Below are 17,988 nucleotides of genomic sequence, written 5' to 3'. Positions count from 1 at the left end.
GTGCTCTTGATGTCCGCCAGGGCGGTGTGGGTGGCGTAGCGCTCCAACTCGGGGTCCAAGCGCCCGCCCGTGTACGAGCGGACCTCCGCCGCCGACATCGCCCTGTACGCGGCCAGGACGGCCGCACGCTCCCCCACCTGAGGATCAGGCCGAGCCGACAACGCGGACGCCGCAGACGGCCCCACAGCCGGTTTCGCGTCCGTCTCAGAGCTTCCACAGCCCGCCAACACCAGAACCAGGCCCGCCGCCGCACCGATCGCCCGTAACCCCGTAACCCGCACCCGAGCCTCCCGACCTGCCGATGATCACGCCACCGTAGCGACGCGAACAGCAGACCCAGCGCCCTCCGGGGCACTCCCCCCAACACCGGCCGGCGCAGCACCCTCTACCCCCTCCAGACATATAAGTCCGGCTAGTCACCAGTCGGAAAACAAGGCCTGACCAGCCAAAATGCAGAACCGCCGGAAAAACAGCTTCCCCCGAGGCTTCCCCCCCTACGTTCCCCCGAGGCTTCCCCCGAGGTTTCCCCCTCCAGATTCCCCCCAGTTGACCGGCCCGGGCCGGGCGCCGGGAGACTGACCGCATGATCGAGCGCCGCCCGCTGGGCACCGGCCCCCGCCCCACCACACCCGCCACCGAACCCCACGGCCCGCGCCGAGCCCGACTCGCCGCCGAGGGCACCGACACGGCCTCAGCCGCCCAAGCCGACGTCGAGGAGCACCACCAGGACGTGCCCGGCCGGCGGACCCTCGGCCCCGGCACCACCGGCGACCACGACTGACCCGGCGCACGGAGCGCGGCCGGGCACCCCGCCCTCCCCCAGGCCAGCACCGGGTGCGCGGCCGCGCACCGTGCGCGGCGAACTCACCGGCACGCCGCCGGCACTCACCGAAAAACTCACTGGTCCCCCCGGCCACTCACCGGTTCAGTCACCAGTCACCCACCAGCGGCAGTCACCGGCGCAGGGGTTGCACCGGAGGGAGGCTGGAGGGTTGCGTGCAGAGGCGGATCGGAAGGTGCACCGCAGGTGTGACCGACGGTGGGAACCCCCCAAATCGGACACCGCCGATATCCGCTGATCAGGCCCCGTGGGCAAGCCCGTCCCGCGACGACACCTCTTTCTGCGACAGCCAGGAAGAGGTCCAGCGAAGTCCAGACGGGGGCAGCGGCCGCCCAGACGAGCCGCCCACGCCCCGGTTACCGGTTACCGGTTACCGGCCGAGGACGCGCCGACCCCGGCCGCCCTGAACAGCGCGAACCGGCGTACACAAGGGCCTGTAACCGGTAACCGGCGCGCCCCGGAGGTCACCGCCGCAGGGCCACCTGACACCTGACGCTGACACCGCCGCCCACAACAACAGGCACCCCCGCCCCAGCTCAACCGCCGCTCTGACACGTCACGTGTCAGAGCGCGCTGGCTCTCCCGGACGTCCGCTGAGCATCGCTGGGAGATCGCTGGCCGTCCGCTGACGGGTCGCCGGCTGTCCGTTCGACGAGCAGTCCCGGAGGACTCGCAGCGGATGCTCAGCGGATTGCCAGCGTGTGCACGCGGGTGCACGTGCACGTGTGCACGCCGAACGCGAGCGCCTGGTCCCGACCGCCACACCCACCGCCATGCAGCCGATCCCGTCCCGGTGCCCACGCGGTGGGCGTGGCGGTCAACATGGCGGTGCCCCACGCCCGCCTTCGCGGCACACGGTGGGGCCAGCGGAGGCCGTCGCGTCCGCCGGAACGTCCGCCGGGGATCTGCCGGACGGCGGATCGGGGCGGTGCCCCGACGGATCACCGGCAGACGCCCGGCAGATCCCCCGCACGCAACACGAGGCGCCAGACGCCCCGCTGAGCTCCTTTCAGGACCTCACCCGACCATCCGGGCGGACTCCGACCGTGAGGCGCTCAGCGGGGCGTACAGCGGCTAGAACGGGGCTGTGGCGGGCTGTCCCTCGGGCTGCTGGGCGTAGGCGGCCAACTCCGGGTGCTCCGCCGCCAGCTGCTCGCGCAGACGCCGGGTCTCCTCCGCCTCGGCCGCCCGCCGCGCCCATACGGCCGCGCTTCGGGCCGCTTCCCGCTCGGCGTGCTCGGCGTACGCATCATCCAGCATCTGCGCCCACTTCGCGGCCGCCTTCGCCCTCTCCGCCTGCGCCGCATACTCCGCCTCGGCCGCGGCCCGCAGACCCGCCGTCGCCCGCTCGATCTCCCCGGCCTCGACCTGGTCGTGGCACTTCCAGCACAGGCCGTCCTCCGGTCGCGGCCCGTGCCCGGTCGCGTCGCAGTCCTCGCCCTCGCAGTCCCACCACACCGGCGCCGGGCCGGCCTCCCTCGGACCGGGCACCAGCCCCTGGCGCCGGTCGGCCTTCCGGTCCGCCCGCCGCTGCTCGCACACCGGGCACGCCGTGTCCCGGTCGATAGTCACCCCGTCCTCGCACATCGGGTCCGGGCAGTCCATCGACGGGCGCACCAGGCCCACCGCCACGCCGACCGGGGAGCCGATACCCGGCCCGTCCTCGGCCAAGGCCTCCCGGTAGCCGTGCGCCCACCACCGGCGCTCCACCCGCGCCGCCAGCTGCTCCGCGGTCCGCCCGCCGTCCAGCGCGGCCAGGATCGCGTCCCGCAGCACGGCCGGCCGGTACTTCGGCAGCAGGGCGGCCAGCTCCCCCGGCCAGGCAGCCTCCACCCGGGCCACTGCGGTGGCCTGCTCCCGCGACATCCGCACCCCGGCGCCCTTGCCAGCCTTCCCCGACCGCGAACCCCGGTTCGGCGCGCCAGCGCCGGAGGACGCGGCGGAGCCGCCCGCGCTAGCACGCGCGCTACTACCCGCACTAGCCCTACGGGCGTCACCAGCGGCTCGCGCCGCAGGCGCTGGAGTGTTCTTGTTGTTGGTCTTCTGGAGCTTGGTGTTCTTTGTTGGCGGATTACCCTGCGCAGGATTATCCTGCGCAGGATTTTCGGACTTAGGTTCTGACCTGCGGGTTTGCTTAAGTTGAGCCATGTCCGGGGCATCCTCGCCGAACAGCTCAAAGAGGTGCGCAGGCATGTCCGTGATGGAGTACACCGCGCCTCCCAGGGTGCCGTCCGGGTTCCGCTCCCGGTCCCGGACCAGGTAGCCGAACTGCTCCAGTTCCTTGACCCCGGTGGTCACGGCCGCCTTGCCGTCAGTGCTGGCCCGCACCAGGTCTTCGATCGTGACGCGCCACCCATCGGTGTGCGTCGAGATGAGCCCAAAGATCCCTTTTGCCTTGTAGCTCATCCTCGGGTCGCGGAACAGGGCGTTCGAGATCTGCGTGAACCGGTCTCCAGCCATGGGGCCGCGCTTGATGCCGCCCCCGTACTTCCCGCTCACTCCCCCACCTCCGCGAGGTAGCCCGCGGCCGCCAGCTCATTCAGTGCTGCCTGCACCAAGGCGGGGCTGTCGGGGGTGCCGGCCGCGAGGGTCTCCGCGCTGATCTCCACGCCATCCGGCAGGAGGACCAGCAAGCCGTACACCCCCTTGGCTGTCGCAGACAAGCGCGGGTCCCGGTAGACGTCGGAGTCCATCACCAGCGGCCGCGGCCGCCCACGGCGGAGTCGGAACGGTCCATCCGAGCCGTCCTCAGGCTGCTGTGGTGCTCGGGGGGTGGTGCCACGTACCCTCATCAGTGCTACTTCCTTGCGTTGAAGTGCTTCTCCGTCCCGGGCCGCGAACCCGAGGTGGACCTGCGAGCCCCGCCTACCACGGCGGGGCTCGTTGTGTTGGGGGCCATGCTTCCGCACCCCGGAAAAATGGGGCGCATGGAATTTACTGTTCGTAGGCTCCGTGGGGGCAATGCGGCGACGGTCGATAGCCCCTCAGCCGCGCGCAAGACCGAATCATGATTCGATCCAGCGCGTGAATTCGGATTTTCTCGCATTGCCGTGGCGGCTTACTCGGTGTTTTCCGTAGCAGCCTGAGAATTCAGGGAGGTAGCCCATCGAAGAATGGTCGCTCCCCCGGCAACCTTGACGGCAACTTCCACTACACGGCCATCGGCCAGGTAAACCGTTCGCACGACTTGAGTCACGATTACCTCCCCGGCAGTGAGCCCAAGGGCAGCCTTTTCGGATTCCGTGGCGTAGCGAGAGGTCACCTCTTCCAGTACGTGGTCCTGGGCGCTCCCCAGTCGCTCCGCCGCCAGCTCGCGAGACCCGCCGGTGGACACCAGTTCCGTCAGTTCCGGCGTGACGGCGATGACGTAAGCCGGGTAGTACGAGCTGCTGACATGCACCGGTACGCCGTTCCGGCTGACCACGCGGCGCCGCACGTGCACGGGCGTGCCGTGGGCCACGTCCAGACGCGGCGCTACCACTTCATCCGCGCCGACAGTGCCAATTTCCACGATGTGTGAGGTCTCGCCGCCGGCCAACGCGCTACCAGTGGTCTCGTGCAGGCGCACCCGGGCCGCGATGTTGTTGCTGATGGGGCCCGCGACGATGGTTCCGACTCCGGCCTTGGGGAGGGTCAGCCCCTCCTGCTTGAGCACGCGAAACGCCCTGTTGGCGGTCGTCTGGGCCACGCCGAAGTGTTCGCCGACCTGCCGCAACGACGGCATCGTGTCGCCCGGCCTGAGCGCCCCGTCCTGAATCTGCTTGCGGTAGTACGCGGCGATCTCCGCGTAACCGGTCGTCTCGGTCATACCGGGCCCTTCCTTTGGCTAGTGCCGCACTCCCCGCGAGTACAGCGGTGCACTTCTGAGGCTAAACCACAGAGAGTTGTGGCGCTACCACTAGCGCTCAGCATCGCTAGTGGTCTACGGTGATGGAGCGCGACGACGCCCCGCCCGGTAGCCCCTGGCGGGGGCTGGTCAGCGTGTTCCGGACCTGTGTTTGTGCTGTCTGACCTGCGTAAACGCAGATCGCCCGGTTGGCGTTGGAGCGCCAACCGGGCGGGCAACGCAGGCGTTAGAGCGCCTGCGTTGCTGCCGGACCTGTCCATATGCGTGGAGAGAGGCCGACTTCGTGATGGTTGCAGAGACGGGGCGCTGGTGGCGCCCCAGGCCGGGCGCGTGGCCCGCCGCGGTGGGGACGCGGACGGTTTTACCGTCACAGCGCTGCGCCACTGGGCTGGTTGAGATCCCCCCGGCGGCGCCGGAGGTGCTGGGCCTGGGCGGGGATGAGCTGCGGGTCCGTGCGAGCCTGCGGGCGCTGGGAGTAGAGCTGTGAGCGCCATGCGCGGGGTGCCCCCGCTGCCGGCGGGTTGGGTCGCAGCGCGTCCGGCGGACTGGCTGGACCGGCTGTGGGAGCACGAGGACCTGGCCCCCGCTCAGGCCGTACGCCGGGAGCGGGGGGGCGGGCCAGTCTGCACGGCCGTGGACCCTGAGCTCTTCTTCCCGGAGCCGTGGGAGCTGACCCCGGTAGAGCGGGAGGCGTCCCCGGCGGAGCGGGAGGCGCTGGCGGTGTGCGCCAGGTGCCCGGTGCAGTCCTGGTGCCTGGCCCGGGACCTGGAGCAGTCCTCCACCCCGTCGAAGATCCTTGGCGTGCGTGGGGGCCTGCGTCAGTCGGAGCGGCGGGCGCTGCACGTCCGGCTGTTCGGCAAGCGGCCGCGGAACGGGGCGTCGAAGTGAGCGCGCCTGCTGCGGCCGGGAAGGCCGCCCGCTCGCAGAAACGGAAGCAGATGAAGGGCCAGGGCGCTCCCGCGGCCGCTCCCGCGCAGCCGTCGCGGTGGCCGCGGGTCGGCCGCAACGGGAGCGCGGCCGCGGCCGCTGTGGCCGCCGCGAAGACGCGGAAGAAGCGGCACAGCAAGGGCGCGGCCGCGGCCCCGACGCAGGTGGCGGTGCAGCCGTCGCGGTGGCGGTGGCTGGCCTACAACGGCGGCGCGGCCGCAGTCGGGCACTCGCTGCTGTGGGCCGCGGCTGGTGACCCGATGGCGGGCGCGGAGTTCATGGGCCGCGCGATGACCTCCCTGGTGCCGCTCGGCGTCACGGTTGCCGTGACCGGGGGCGCGTACGTGGGGTGGAAGGCCGGCGGGCTGCTGCGCGGCCTGCCGGGTGTGGCCGGTCTGGCCGCCCGCCCGGCCGGGGCGCTCGGCGCGGCGCTGTGGGCGCAGGGCACCGGCCCCCTGATCGCGGACGGCATGGCGGCCCTGGCCCCGTGGCCGGTGCTCCTGGCCCCCCTCGCGATTGCGGGCGGGTTCGGCGCCGTGTGCTGGCTCTACCTGGAGCGGCACGCGACCGGTTGGACGGCGCCGCTGCGGTGGGCCGCCCGGATCCCGCTCGCCACTGTCACCCTCTCCTCTCTCCTCTACGCCCCGGGAGCGCTGCTGTGAGCACCACTCAGATCATTGCCACGGACGTGGTCCTGGCCGCGGGGCCCGTGTTCGGGTCGGTTGGCATCAGCGGGTTGGCCCTCGCGAGCGGGCTGCTTCTGTTCCTCGGCGTGCGCGGCTCGGATCGCATGAAGCTGGACAGGGACAAGGCCGGGTCGTGGGGCATCGCGTTCGGCACGCTGGCCGTTGCGGCCGGTGAGCTGTGGGGCGACGTCGTCAAGGGCATCTCGGAGGTGCCCACGTCCGTGATCCAGAGCTCCGGCCTGGGGAACATCGGCCTCGGCGGCGTGGCGCTCGCGCTGAGCATCCTGACGTTTTTCCCGAAGTGGAAGAAGACCCTGTGGCCTGCGCTGCTGGGCATCTCGTCCGGGGTCATCTACGGGCAGGCCGGCGGTATCTGGTCGATCGGCGTGGGCCTGGTGCTCAAGCTCGCGAACATCGTGGGCGCGCTGTGAGCACCGGGGCGCAGGTCCGGGAGATCGTCCGGCCGGGGAGCGCGTTCACCGCCCTGTGGTCCGGTTCGGTCGTGCTGGCGGGCATGGTCTGCCGGTGCGGCGGGAGGGTGCTCGGGTGGGCCTGGGACGTGGCCAGCGTGGACGCCGAGGCGACCGAGGCCGCCCAGGCCAAGGCCGACAAGGCCGCGAAGGCCAAGGCGGCCAAGGCCAAGGCGAAGGCCCGCAAGGCGGCCAAGGCCGACCAGGACGACGACGCCGAGGACGGCGACGACGACCAGGAGCAGGACGACGACGCCGAGGAGGTGACGGCGCGCCCGGTCAAGCCCGTACGGCGCCCGGCCGTGGAGGCGCTGGGGCTGGCCGCGTTCGGGGGGCTGCTCGCCTCCGGCGCGGCCGGCACCGCCGGAACCCTGCTGTGGCCGTACGTGCAACAGCTCGGCCCGTACCAGGGCGTACTGGCCACGGCCGGTGTCCTGGGGTGGATGGCGGCCGCCTGGATGCTCGCCCCTCCCCCCGCCCCCACAGATGATCATGAAAGTGATTCTGCGGGGGAGGAGCGCGAGAACGACGGCCAGGAGGACGCCAAGGATCAGGAGCAGGCCCCCGCCCCGGACCCCGGTACGGCGCTGCTGCTGCACGTGGTGGGCGCGCTGGCCGAGGCCGAGGCCGCCCGGCGGGCGGGCGTACACCTGGACGTGGTGCTGGACTCCGCGGCCGCCGCCGGCCTGCTGCCGCAGGACACGGAATTGAGCGTGCTCCGTACCTGGGTGGAGGGCTGCGGCCTGCCGGTGGAGCCGAAGCTGGGCATGCGGATCGAGGGCAAGCCGGTGACCCGGGTGGGGCTGCGCGTGGACGCGGCAACCACCGCCCTCGGGATGGCCCCCGCGGCCCTGCTCGCGGCCCGCTCCCAGGCCCCCGTCCAGACCCGGGGGGAGACCCCCGTGGCGGCCGCTGCGGCCCCCTCCCGGGTGCCCGCTCAGGCGGTCGGGGAGGGGCCCGCCGAGGCGGCCGCCCACACCCCCGCCGAGGCCCCCGTCCCGGCCCCCGCCAGCACCCCCGCACCGGCCGTACTGCGGCTCATCCCGGGGGGTCTGCTGGACCCCGATTCGGCTCCTTCCCCGGCCCTCTCCCAGGGGCAGGCCCAAGAGGCCCGTTAGACCGGCCTATCGGCCGTCTGACCTGCGGTTCTATCGGAGGCCTAACGGGCCCTAACAGGGCCCCTGACGCCCTCCCTGACACCCAGAACACCGGCCCCCGAGAGGGGCCGGGAGCACCAAAACGAGACATCCCGAGGCGGCCGACTTCTTGGCAGATGGGCGGCCGCCCCGGGACCCACCATCCCGCTTTCACGGAACAGGTGAACCAATCATGGCACTTCGCAAGAGCATGCCCATGACCCCGGGTACCCGGCCCGACCCGAAGCACGAGACGGTCTACAGCCCCTCGCGCGGCGGCCACTACCCGGCGGACCCGAAGCCGGCCCCGGGCGCGGGGAACGGCACGAACGGCCGCCTCAAGGGCAACGGCTGATGGCCCGCCACACGGCGCCGGTGTGCCACGGCCGCCAGATGAAGCACGACGCCAGGGCCCGGCAGTACGTGTGCCGCCGGTGCGGCGGCTGGACCGTCCGTCTGCTGGCCGTCCTGGGCGGGGGTGCGTGATGGGAGACGCCGAGCGCCAGGCCGCCGCGGCCGCCATGGAAGCGGCCCGCGCCGCCAACGCCCAGGCCATACAGCAGGCCCAGCAGTCGGCGGACGCGCTGAACGCCGCGAACAACGCGGCCGCCGCGCTCGCCGCGAACATCTCGGCCCACCTGTCCGGCCGCTGACCGGCCGCACCGGCCGCGGAAGTGCACCCCTGACGGGCGAGCCACTGCGGCCCCGGTTCCATCCGGCGGGCCGGGAGTTCCCCTCCCGGCCCGCCGCCCATGACCTTGCTTCGGAGGTATCGGTGACCACGCACCACACGCTGCACGATCTGACCCGGCCGGCCGTCCCGCTCGCTCCGGTCGGACCGGCCGACGCTCCGGTTGGGCGGGCCGGTGCTCCGGCTCCGCGTCCGACGGGGGAGGATGCCCGGATGAACGAGACGCTGACGGGTGACCAGACCATGGGCCACAGGGTGGCCGTGGCCCCGGCCGCTCCGGTCACGGCCGGGGCCACTCCGGTCACACGGCCGGGCGCTCCGGGCGGACAGGAAGGCGCGCCGCCCGCGCCGCGCCTGGGCGGCCAGGGTGGGCCGGGGCCGGTCGGCCAGCCGGTGGCCGTGGCCCCGGCCGCCGGCCACGGGAACCCGGCCACGGTGGCCACCCCCCAGGCCGGTTCGGCGGTGCCTCGCCGGGTCGCGCGGCTGCTCGCGGCGGCCGCTCTGGTGGGCATGATCCCGGTCACGATCATCGGGTTCGCCGCGTCGTATTCGACGCTGGCCGCGATGGCCGAGGCGGCCGGGTTCGCTCCGTGGCTGGCCCCGTGGATCCCTATCGGCATCGACGGCGCGATCATCGGGTTCCTGGCGCTGGACCTGTACCTGACGGGCCGGCGCATCCCCTGGCCGCTGCTGCGGTTCGCTGCCCACGCCATGACCGCGGCCACCGTGGTCATCAACGCGGCCGCAGGCACCGTCGTGCAGGCGGCCGCCGAGGGCGCGCAGGTGGCCAGCCCCGTCCGCATCCTGTGGCACGCGTTGATGCCGGTCCTGTTCGTGGTCGGGGTGGAGGGCGCCCGGCGCCTGATCGTGCACGCCGCGCAGCTGGAGGACGGCACGGCCAGCGACCGGGTCCCGCTGCACCGCTGGGTGCTCTCCCCGGTCCGTACGGCCCGCCTGTACCGGCGGATGCGGCTGGCCGTGGTGCGCAGCTACCCGGAGATGGTGAAGCGGGAGCAGGCGCTGGAGGGCTACCGGGTGTGGCTGACCCAGGAGCTGGACGGGGACCTGTCCAAGGCGACCGAGGTGCAGCTGCTCCCGATGACGATGGCGCCCCGCGGCTACACCGTGGAGCAGGCCCTGGCGCTCCCGGCGAAGTGGAAGGCGGAGGCGGCGGAGCGGGCCCGCGCCGAGGCGGAGCGCGAGCGCGCGGAGGCGGAGCGGCAGCGCCGGCAGGCCAAGGAGGACGCTCTGGCGAAGCTGGCAGACGACGCCGACATCACGGTGGCCGAGCACGAGCAGTCGGCGCGCAAGGGCACGGCGGCCGCGCAGGCGGAGGCCGCTCGCGCGGCGGCGGAGTCAGCAGCGGCGGCGGCCAAGGCTGCGGCGGAGCACCGTCGCACGGCAGCGGAGCGGCTCGCCCAGACGGAGGCCGAGGCGCTGGAGTCGGCAGATGCGGCGACCGCGCGCCGGAAGGCCGCCGAGGACGCGGAGAAAGCAGAGCGCGCGGCGGCGGAGGCGGAGAGGCGGCGCGCGGAGAAGGCCAAGGCGGAGGCGGAGGCGGCCCGCGCTGCGGCGGAGGCCGCGAGGCAGGCCGCGGCCCTGGAGCGGGCCGAGGCCGACCAGGCGGCGGCCGCCGCGGACAAGGCCGAGGCGGAGAAGGCCGCAGCCGCGGCCCGGTACGAGGCGTCCATGATCGAGGCGCGGACGCAGCAGGCTGAGGACTACGCCCGCCTGAACCCGCGTGAGCGGGCAGAGCGGGTCGTGGCCCGCATGCTGCTGGCGGCCGGCGCCGACCCGGAGCGGGCCCAGGAGCAGGACCAGCTCGACCTGGTCCCGCTCAGCAGGGTGATGGAGGCGATCAACGTGAAGCAGACGGCCGCGGGGGACACCCGAAAAGCGGCGGCGATCCTCCTGGAGGGCGGCTACCGGCCGAATCAGCTGGAGATGGCGCTGGACGCGGCCTGGGAGGACTCCCGGTCCTGATCCGGCACATGGCGGCGGGCGCCACCCGATCCTGGGTGGCGCCCACCGCCGTCTACGGGGTCAGGTCCGGCCGCCCCACCACCGCCGACGCCCCCCGGCCGCCTCAGCGGCCGGGGCGTGGCCGGGTTCGGCCTGGGCCTGGCCGGGCACGGACGGCCCGGCCGCCTGCGGGGCCAGCGCTGCCCGCTCCGGGGCCGGGGTCAGGGCGGCCACCGCACGCTGCAAGTCGGCGATGTGCTCGCCCCGCACCACGAGCTCGCGGCGCAGGTGCTCGGCCTCGGCCTCCGCCAATTTCTGCCCGTACTCGGCGCGGGCCAGGGCCAGGGCGTGCTCCGCGCGGATCCGGTCCAGCTCCGCCCGCAGGGCGGCCGCGTCCTGGCCCTCGGCCTCGACCGGAGCCGCCGACGGGGCGGGCCCGGCTGGTGCTGGCGCAGGGTCCTGGTCGGCCGGGGCGGGGGCGTTGAGGCGAAAGCCGGCGGCGAGGAGATCGTCGACGGGGATCATCCAGCCGCGCCTGGGGTCTTCGTAGGCGCCGGGCAGATCACCGGCCTCACGGCGACGGCGGATGGTGGTGCGGCTGACGCCGCACGCGGCGGCGGCCTCCCGCTGGGTCAGCATCGGGCGGGTCATGGACCAATCCTCTCCGCAGCGGCCCCGGGCGTAGTGGCCGACCCACCTATCTCGAGCCACGCGGCCTGCTCCGCTCCCTGTCTGAACGATCATGATGACCCGCTCGAGCGGCCACCCATGGACAGGCGAGAGGACACATAACAAGCCGATGTGCTGGATTCCGTTTACCGGCCTAAATCCGGGGATGTCTAGACCTCTAAAGGGCAGGGCCTCCGGTGGCCCGCCTTGCTCTATGTGGCACAAGTCACATTCAACTCGGCGGCACAAATGGCACAAAACGGCAGGTTATGGCGTACGCCACAACCGAAGTAGCTGAGCCAGCACCCTTCCCACCGACCAACGACGGAGGACCGCCGAGGCGGTGGAAGCCGCGCACAGGAGGGGGAGAGACACCCTTGACCCATGTAGCAACTCCTCCGGTTCCACCCCGCCTGGCACGAAGCAGGACTCGGCGACCAGATCTCATTTGCCATCAGCGGCAGACCTCTTGAGCTCGACGCAGCCGATGAGGCCAGCCGAATCCGAGGTTCGCGCGCACCCTGTCGTCTGCAAGTGCCGCCCCCACATATACGGAGAGCGGCCGCCCCAGGGCAGGCAGCCAAACCGCAGAGCCATCACGTCGAGTCGATGCGATGACCATTTGCTGGTCGGGGGTGAATGGGGGCGATGAGTTCGGAGCTCATGTGAAGTCGTCCTGGTCATCCCGGCGTCATCCTGGTCATCCCACCGGTCATCCACCCATCCCGGCGAAGTCATCCCGGCGTCATCCTGGGGGTGTGCCAGGCCGGCCGTGTGCCATCCCGGAGTTCGCCGTGCCGTGCCGGGTCGTGCCGGGTCGTGCCGGGTCGTGCCGGGTGGTGTGCCGTGCCGTGCAGGGTCGTGCAGGGTCGTGCCGGGTCGTGTGCCGTGCCGTGCAGGGTCGTGATGGAGCAGGAGCGACCGGTGTGGGACGTCGAGGACGGCCTGCTTGGCAGTGAGAGGCCCTCGGCACTGCCTGGGAAGTCGAGCACGCCACTTGAGAGACCGCGAGGCTCCGCTGAGAGACCGCGAGACCTGAGAGACCGCGAGGCTCCGCTGAGAGACCGCGAGACCTGAGAGACCGCGAGGCTCCACTGAGAGACCGCGAGACCTGAGAGACCGCGAGGCTCCGCTGGGAGACCGCGAGACCGCGCTCACCCTCGCGCGCCTTCATGAGCGCACGGACGATCGTGAGCGCGCACGTTCACGGTCCTGAGCGCGCATGTTCACGGTCCTGAGCGTGAAGCCACGTACTCCGTGAACGAACACGCAGTGTGAACACTCCTCGTGAGTCGACAGCCCCGGCCACGGTGTCGGACACATCCTCCGGACCGTGTCCCGGACATCCTCCGGGCCGCGTGTCCGGACGTCCTCTGGACCGTGTGTCCGGACGTTCCCCGGACCGTGTCCCGGACGTTCCCCGGACCGTCCTCCGGACCGTGTCCCGGACCGTCCTCCGGACCGTGTCCCGGACCGTCCTCCGGACCGTGTCCCCACCCTGTTCCCCAGCCGTACAGGTACGGGCGTACGGGGATACGGGTACGGCGTCACACGCGAACGTTCGCCTACCGGCTACCGCCACAACCACCGGTAAGTCGAAGCGCACCAGATGTTGGCGGTCTCCTTCACCGTCCTTTACGCCCTAGGGGGGACTTGGAATTTGAGCAGCAGTGATGCCAGTGCAGTGGAGCCTATGGAGGGCCGGCACAGATCCGGTCTACCGGTGGTTGTGGCGGTAGCCGGTAGGCGAACGTTCGCGTGTGACGCCGTACCCGTATCCCCGTACGCCCGTACCTGTACGGCTGGGGAACAGGGTGGGGACACGGTCCGGAGGACGGTCCGGGACACGGTCCGGAGGACGGTCCGGGGAACGTCCGGGACACGGTCCGGGGAACGTCCGGACACACGGTCCAGAGGACGTCCGGACACGCGGCCCGGAGGATGTCCGGGACACGGTCCGGAGGATGTGTCCGACACCGTGGCCGGGGCTGTCGACTCACGAGGAGTGTTCACACTGCGTGTTCGTTCACGGAGTACGTGGCTTCACGCTCAGGACCGTGAACATGCGCGCTCAGGACCGTGAACGTGCGCGCTCACGATCGTCCGTGCGCTCATGAAGGCGCGCGAGGGTGAGCGCGGTCTCGCGGTCTCCCAGCGGAGCCTCGCGGTCTCTCAGGTCTCGCGGTCTCTCAGTGGAGCCTCGCGGTCTCTCAGGTCTCGCGGTCTCTCAGCGGAGCCTCGCGGTCTCTCAGGTCTCGCGGTCTCTCAGCGGAGCCTCGCGGTCTCTCAAGTGGCGTGCTCGACTTCCCAGGCAGTGCCGAGGGCCTCTCACTGCCAAGCAGGCCGTCCTCGACGTCCCACACCGGTCGCTCCTGCTCCATCACGACCCTGCACGGCACGGCACACGACCCGGCACGACCCTGCACGACCCTGCACGGCACGGCACACCACCCGGCACGACCCGGCACGACCCGGCACGGCACGGCACGGCACGGCGAACTCCGGGATGGCACACGGCCGGCCTGGCACACCCCCAGGATGACGCCGGGATGACTTCGCCGGGATGGGTGGATGACCGGTGGGATGACCAGGATGACTTGCCGCCCAACCTGTGAATAAGGGGCCGCTCCCGGGCTCGCATATAAAGAGTAGGTGCCGCACCAAGAAAACCGGGAACCACGTTTTGGAAGAGAGTGGTAAAGATTCGATTTCCGAGAAATTACCCCCCCTCTTTTGGGGTGGGGGGTTTATGTTTGGGCTAATTGGGGGGTGTGGTTTGGCGTTGCGCCTTTTTGTTCAATCGGGTGGCGTGTATCCTGATGCAGTCACTGCATTTAATTGTGGGGTGATCACAGGGCCCAACGCGAAAGCGGGCCCCACGCTCCCGCTGCTGAGGGAGGGCGTGGGGCCCGGATGCCTGGGCCTGGGGTGGGTCCGGCTGCGCCAACAGCTGGGCCCACCTGCGCTTTTAGAGCACTCCAGTGAGCTTGAGACCCCAGTACACGGCCTGCAGAATGCAGGTAACCAGGGTGACCGTCTCAGCTGCGCGCTTGCGCTTGGACCGGCCCGGCGTGGGCTGCTCGTGGGAGTCTTCCATGCCGGACATTGCTCACCTCCCCTCTGGCGATAATCGCTCCCCGGCTCTCGGGGTGATTTAGACGTTAGCAGGAGACCGGGCGCACAAAGCCGGTTCGTGTGACCGGGCGGGTGCCACGCGCGCTCTCGTCTCGACGCTCTATCTGCAGGATGAGAGTGGAGGTGCGGCGAGTTTGTAGGTGGTGCCGGATTCCGTTTTCTCGATGCCTATAGTCAGAGCCAGGTGGCTAGTCGATTCACAGGGAGGAGCGCTGCCCGATGGGCATCGTTGGCGAGAGCCTTTACCGCGCTGCACAACAGGCGTTCACCCGTCCGATCCCGAAGTCTGCGGGGCCGCAGGTGCGCTACCTGGTCAAGCAGCACCAGGGCTCCACCAAGGCCGTGGCCGCCCTGCTGGGCATCTCGCAGCGCACCATCGAGCGGTACGTGAAGGACCAGATCAAGCGCCCCAAGCCCGAGCTCGCGAGGCGGATGGAGGCTGAGGTCCGGCGCCGGTGGCAGCCCCTGGTCCGCAAGCGCGCCCGGGACAAGGCCGCGCAGCAGACCGGCCTTGTGATCGAGACCCGGGCCCAGTTCGGGTTCACCGCCGCGCCCGGCACCACGGACGATGGCCGGATGCGGCGGATCACGCAGCACCTGCCGCCGGAGTACGCCGGCCGCCTGCTGGGCGCCCAAGACGCCGGGGCCTCCGAGGCCGACCTACAGCGGATCGCCGCCGAGGGACTGCAAGACGTCTACTTTAAGGACGGCGGCGGCCGAGCCCAAGGGCTGCTGGTGGAGTTCACGGACATCGACTACATCGACGTGAACCTCTGAGCAACCAGGTAGTAGAGAGACACGTACCTCGGTGGAAAGTTCGAGGAGCTCTTCGTCTTCCGCAACCTGATGCCGGACGTCGACCACAGAAGTACGGGCTGATGCGCAAGCTCGACGGTGCATGACCTCAAGGCCGGTTCCTTCGACTTCGTGGACAAGAAGATGCACTCGATGGACGACATCATCGACGGCGTCGCTCCCCAGCGAGGTCAGGACGTACGCGCTGGTGAGAACCCGTCCCGTTCGCGAGTAAGCCGCCGTTCGCGCACGAAGCACTTGCGTGTCGTCACGTAGTTCTGAAGGAACCTCCAACGTCCGAAACTTCGGCATCGGTTCGTCCCACAAGGCGGTACGCAGCACCAAGTACCTGGTCACAGCCTCAGCACGGTCCCTGGGGGGCGGTTTGAGGCCGGAGGCCATCAAGCGTGTTACTACACACCCTGCTGCCGGTTTTCAACGGTTGTCGGTGTGTGCCGATACCCTGTGGTCGACGCCATTCGGGTGCTTGTGCAGCTTCTGGAGGGCCGGGTTTTGACGGACCGTCGCCCCGGCCATCCAGTTGAGGCGCGGCGGTCCTGAATGGGGGTTCGCATGCCGGCACACGACAAGTCGCCGTCCGACGATTCGGAGGACGATGGCCCGCCGTCTGTCCGGGGTGGGAACCGCAGCACTGCTCGCGATGTACTGCTCGCCGGCGTAGTCCAAGCCCTGTTGGCTGGTCTTGCTGACGAGGCCGCGCACTGGTTTGTCCAGGTCGTGGTGTGGCTGTACGAGACGCTGGTCAGCCACCTGTAAAACGCGACGCGCCCCCTGGTGCTGGAACACCAAGAGGCGCGAGGTGCGGGTGCATCCCGCGGCGGTCTCTGTCCCACTTGCACACGTGGCAGAGGCCGCCGTACTGCGTGACATCAGTCTGTCGTACACCACTGACAACGCTCTAAAGCATGATCAATATGCACGCGTTCACAATGCCGCAGAGCCCCACTGTAGCGAGTCGTCCACGAGGGTGGACATCCTGCCCACGGGCTTGGACGCTGTGTCTTGTTCCAGGCTACGGGGGGTCGTCAGGAGTCAGTATTTCCGCGCGCACGCCCAGTTTCGTGCAGGCTTGCGTTGAGATGCCGTCTTTGCTCGGGATCATGGCGTATGGGTACTCCCGGGAGCTACCGCCGGCCAATGCATCTGTACGGGAGCCGTCGGCGCTCACCATGACGGCGTCGCCGATGTGGATCCGGTACCTCAATGCCTCGTTTGAAGCGTTGCTCACCCTGATCACGGCGATGCGGCGCATCCCGTCGGTGAACGGCCTTGTGACAGAGCAGTCCACTACATGTGCCGATAACGGCGTCTGCTCACTGGTCTGGCAGCCCGATACAAGTCCGGTAGCCATCACCAAGAGCAGAGCAGCACCGGTTCTATGCACGATCTGCTCCCCACCTCAGGGTTGGGCCCGTCCAGGCACGGCTGCTCCGGAATCCCAGGCCCCCCAGCTCCACTCTTTCAGCCAGCGGGCTGGGACGGTGCGTCTTCGGGGACCTCTGGCGGGAGCCGGTACCTAGCCTGCTGCGCTTGATCTCCCAACCCGAGCTGCGGAGTGCGGCTGGCGGTCGGTGTGGCGCTCGCTCTGTGCCGCCGATGACGCCGGGGCCTCCGCTGCCGACAACCGCGAGTTGTCGGCAGCGGGGTCCTGGCCGCCCCTCCGTTGGTCGGGGTCCCCGCTGGTCTTCCGTACCGCGCTGTTGACGCGCTGCTGGTCTCACCAGTGGCGGAGGACGTATCGCAACCCACCGATCGCGCCTACGGCTGCGCCGATGGTGACCGCGGCGGGGTCGGCCCAGGCCGGGGCGATCCGTACGAGCACGCCCAAGCCGACGGCGGCGGCGATGGTGAGCACCAGGGCGAGGCCGTCGCGCTGGCGTCGCAGCCGGGTCAGCTGTTGTGTGGTGGCTTCGGCAGTTGAGGCCACCTCGGGCTGGGCGGTGGTGATCGCTGTCGTGGTGATGGTCATGGAGTTCTCCTCGGGGTGGGCGTGCCAGCGTTGTGCCGGGGTGGTGGGGTGGAACGAGGGCAACTGTGCGAGTGATCGTGGCCGGGGTCGAGTTCTCGCGAATTTCGGTTCCGTGCCTGGTCAGAGGCCTTGTGGTGCGGATTCGCGAGTGCTTGACGAGAGCGCCTTCGAGGTGAGGCGGTCGCGACTGGGTTGGAGCGGAGGGGATTCCTCAGCCGGCTCCTGCCTCGCAGGGGTTATGGGGCGTGGGTGACCGTCTCCTCCGCTTGAAGTCGTCGTGCAGCGCACCGGGCCCCGGCTTCAACACGGTCTAGTGAGTCGATCGCGTGGATTCGCGCGGTCTTGACGTGGCGCTGTGCAAGGGCAGTCCGCCGCTGCTGGACGGAGAGTGCCGAGTACGGGGGCTAGCCCCGCAAGTCCCGCTTCTGAGATCGGTTCCTCTTGCGGCCGGCGGGTGGGCTCCGGAGCGGTCACGCCCCGGCCCGCGGCGCGGTCGTCTCACATGAGGACCGGTATGTCCACGCGGCGCTCCCACGTGAGCCGAATTTTCGAAGCGCCCTGACCGCCATCCACGAGCCTGTCTATCGGTGAGGTTCAGGTGCTCAACGTGCCGTAATTCGCGGTCACTCGGTGGGGTTTATCGGGTGCTGTTAGAGGGTGCCCGGAAAGCGTTTATCGGCGCCCGGTTCAATTTCTGGGAGCGACGGATGAATTTCCCTACTTCTCCTGATGCTCCGTCAGATCACTGTGTTTTGGTGTTCTGGGGTTCTCTGGCTCCAAGGGGCGGGGGCGTGTGGGCTGTTGTGGGGGTCGTTCTTGGCGTGGTTGGTCCTGGGGTG

The 17,988-nt window shown here is 70.4% G+C and carries 16 protein-coding genes; 11 read left to right on the top strand and 5 right to left on the bottom strand.

Annotated elements, in window-relative coordinates:
- Nucleotides 1-583: 583 nt before the first annotated feature.
- Complete coding sequence (locus ACV7NM_RS35275) at nt 584-781, top strand: hypothetical protein (protein ID WP_463414506.1); 198 nt, start codon at nt 584-586, stop codon at nt 779-781.
- Nucleotides 782-1,915: 1,134 nt separating this feature from the next.
- Here ACV7NM_RS35275 and ACV7NM_RS35270 read toward each other — a convergent pair.
- The 3 genes from ACV7NM_RS35270 to ACV7NM_RS35260 all read right to left on the bottom strand — a co-directional run bounded on the left by ACV7NM_RS35270 (nt 1,916) and on the right by ACV7NM_RS35260 (nt 4,649).
- The gene (locus ACV7NM_RS35270; RefSeq protein ID WP_463414505.1) at nt 1,916-2,707 is read right to left on the bottom strand and encodes a hypothetical protein; all 792 of its coding nucleotides are present in this window, start codon (nt 2,705-2,707) and stop codon (nt 1,916-1,918) included.
- Nucleotides 2,708-3,336: 629 nt separating this feature from the next.
- Nucleotides 3,337-3,504, bottom strand: a complete 168-nt coding sequence (locus tag ACV7NM_RS35265) for a helix-turn-helix domain-containing protein (protein ID WP_463414504.1) — start codon at nt 3,502-3,504, stop codon at nt 3,337-3,339.
- A 395-nt stretch (nt 3,505-3,899) separates the two neighbouring features.
- The gene (locus ACV7NM_RS35260) at nt 3,900-4,649 is read right to left on the bottom strand and encodes a GntR family transcriptional regulator (protein WP_463414503.1); all 750 of its coding nucleotides are present in this window, start codon (nt 4,647-4,649) and stop codon (nt 3,900-3,902) included.
- 531 nt (nt 4,650-5,180) lie between these two features.
- Between ACV7NM_RS35260 and ACV7NM_RS35255 the strand changes: the two genes are divergently transcribed.
- The 8 genes from ACV7NM_RS35255 to ACV7NM_RS35220 all read left to right on the top strand — a co-directional run bounded on the left by ACV7NM_RS35255 (nt 5,181) and on the right by ACV7NM_RS35220 (nt 10,581).
- Nucleotides 5,181-5,576, top strand: a complete 396-nt coding sequence (locus ACV7NM_RS35255; protein ID WP_463414507.1) for a WhiB family transcriptional regulator — start codon at nt 5,181-5,183, stop codon at nt 5,574-5,576.
- A complete protein-coding gene (locus ACV7NM_RS35250) occupies nt 5,573-6,277 on the top strand; it encodes a hypothetical protein (protein WP_463414502.1) in 705 nt (234 codons plus the stop codon). Before ACV7NM_RS35255 ends, ACV7NM_RS35250 begins: the two co-directional genes overlap by 4 nt.
- On the top strand, nt 6,274-6,732 hold the full coding sequence (locus ACV7NM_RS35245) for a hypothetical protein (protein WP_463414501.1): 459 nt from the start codon (nt 6,274-6,276) through the stop codon (nt 6,730-6,732). Before ACV7NM_RS35250 ends, ACV7NM_RS35245 begins: the two co-directional genes overlap by 4 nt.
- Entirely contained in the window at nt 6,729-7,889 is a 1,161-nt protein-coding gene (locus tag ACV7NM_RS35240) for a hypothetical protein (RefSeq protein WP_463414500.1), read from the top strand. The genes ACV7NM_RS35245 and ACV7NM_RS35240 overlap by 4 nt, the downstream gene beginning before the upstream one ends.
- Before the next feature lie 211 nt (nt 7,890-8,100).
- Complete coding sequence (locus ACV7NM_RS35235) at nt 8,101-8,262, top strand: hypothetical protein (RefSeq protein ID WP_463414499.1); 162 nt, start codon at nt 8,101-8,103, stop codon at nt 8,260-8,262.
- Nucleotides 8,262-8,393 (top strand): hypothetical protein, encoded by a 132-nt coding sequence (locus ACV7NM_RS35230; protein ID WP_463414498.1) that lies wholly within the window; start codon nt 8,262-8,264, stop codon nt 8,391-8,393. The genes ACV7NM_RS35235 and ACV7NM_RS35230 overlap by 1 nt, the downstream gene beginning before the upstream one ends.
- Nucleotides 8,393-8,560 (top strand): hypothetical protein, encoded by a 168-nt coding sequence (locus ACV7NM_RS35225; protein WP_463414497.1) that lies wholly within the window; start codon nt 8,393-8,395, stop codon nt 8,558-8,560. Before ACV7NM_RS35230 ends, ACV7NM_RS35225 begins: the two co-directional genes overlap by 1 nt.
- 251 nt (nt 8,561-8,811) lie before the next feature.
- Nucleotides 8,812-10,581, top strand: coding sequence for a DUF2637 domain-containing protein (locus tag ACV7NM_RS35220; protein WP_463414496.1), 1,770 nt, complete (start codon nt 8,812-8,814; stop codon nt 10,579-10,581).
- A 60-nt stretch (nt 10,582-10,641) separates the two neighbouring features.
- On the opposite strand, the gene ACV7NM_RS35215 is transcribed toward ACV7NM_RS35220, so the two are convergent.
- Nucleotides 10,642-11,211 (bottom strand): helix-turn-helix domain-containing protein, encoded by a 570-nt coding sequence (locus ACV7NM_RS35215; RefSeq protein WP_463414495.1) that lies wholly within the window; start codon nt 11,209-11,211, stop codon nt 10,642-10,644.
- A 3,372-nt stretch (nt 11,212-14,583) separates the two neighbouring features.
- Here ACV7NM_RS35215 and tpg point away from each other — a divergent pair.
- Entirely contained in the window at nt 14,584-15,141 is a 558-nt protein-coding gene (tpg, locus tag ACV7NM_RS35210; protein WP_463414494.1) for a telomere-protecting terminal protein Tpg, read from the top strand.
- A 591-nt stretch (nt 15,142-15,732) separates the two neighbouring features.
- Entirely contained in the window at nt 15,733-15,936 is a 204-nt protein-coding gene (locus tag ACV7NM_RS35205) for a hypothetical protein (protein WP_463414493.1), read from the top strand.
- A 961-nt stretch (nt 15,937-16,897) separates the two neighbouring features.
- Here the strand turns inward: ACV7NM_RS35205 and ACV7NM_RS35200 are convergent.
- Nucleotides 16,898-17,149: a hypothetical protein gene (locus tag ACV7NM_RS35200; RefSeq protein ID WP_463414492.1), complete on the bottom strand. Its 252-nt coding sequence runs from the start codon at nt 17,147-17,149 to the stop codon at nt 16,898-16,900.
- Nucleotides 17,150-17,988: the final 839 nt, after the last annotated feature.

Source organism: Streptomyces sp. Tek67B01, from assembly GCF_055231995.1.
The sequence above is the reverse complement of the archived record's forward strand: the minus strand, read 5'-3'. Positions and strand labels throughout refer to the sequence as shown.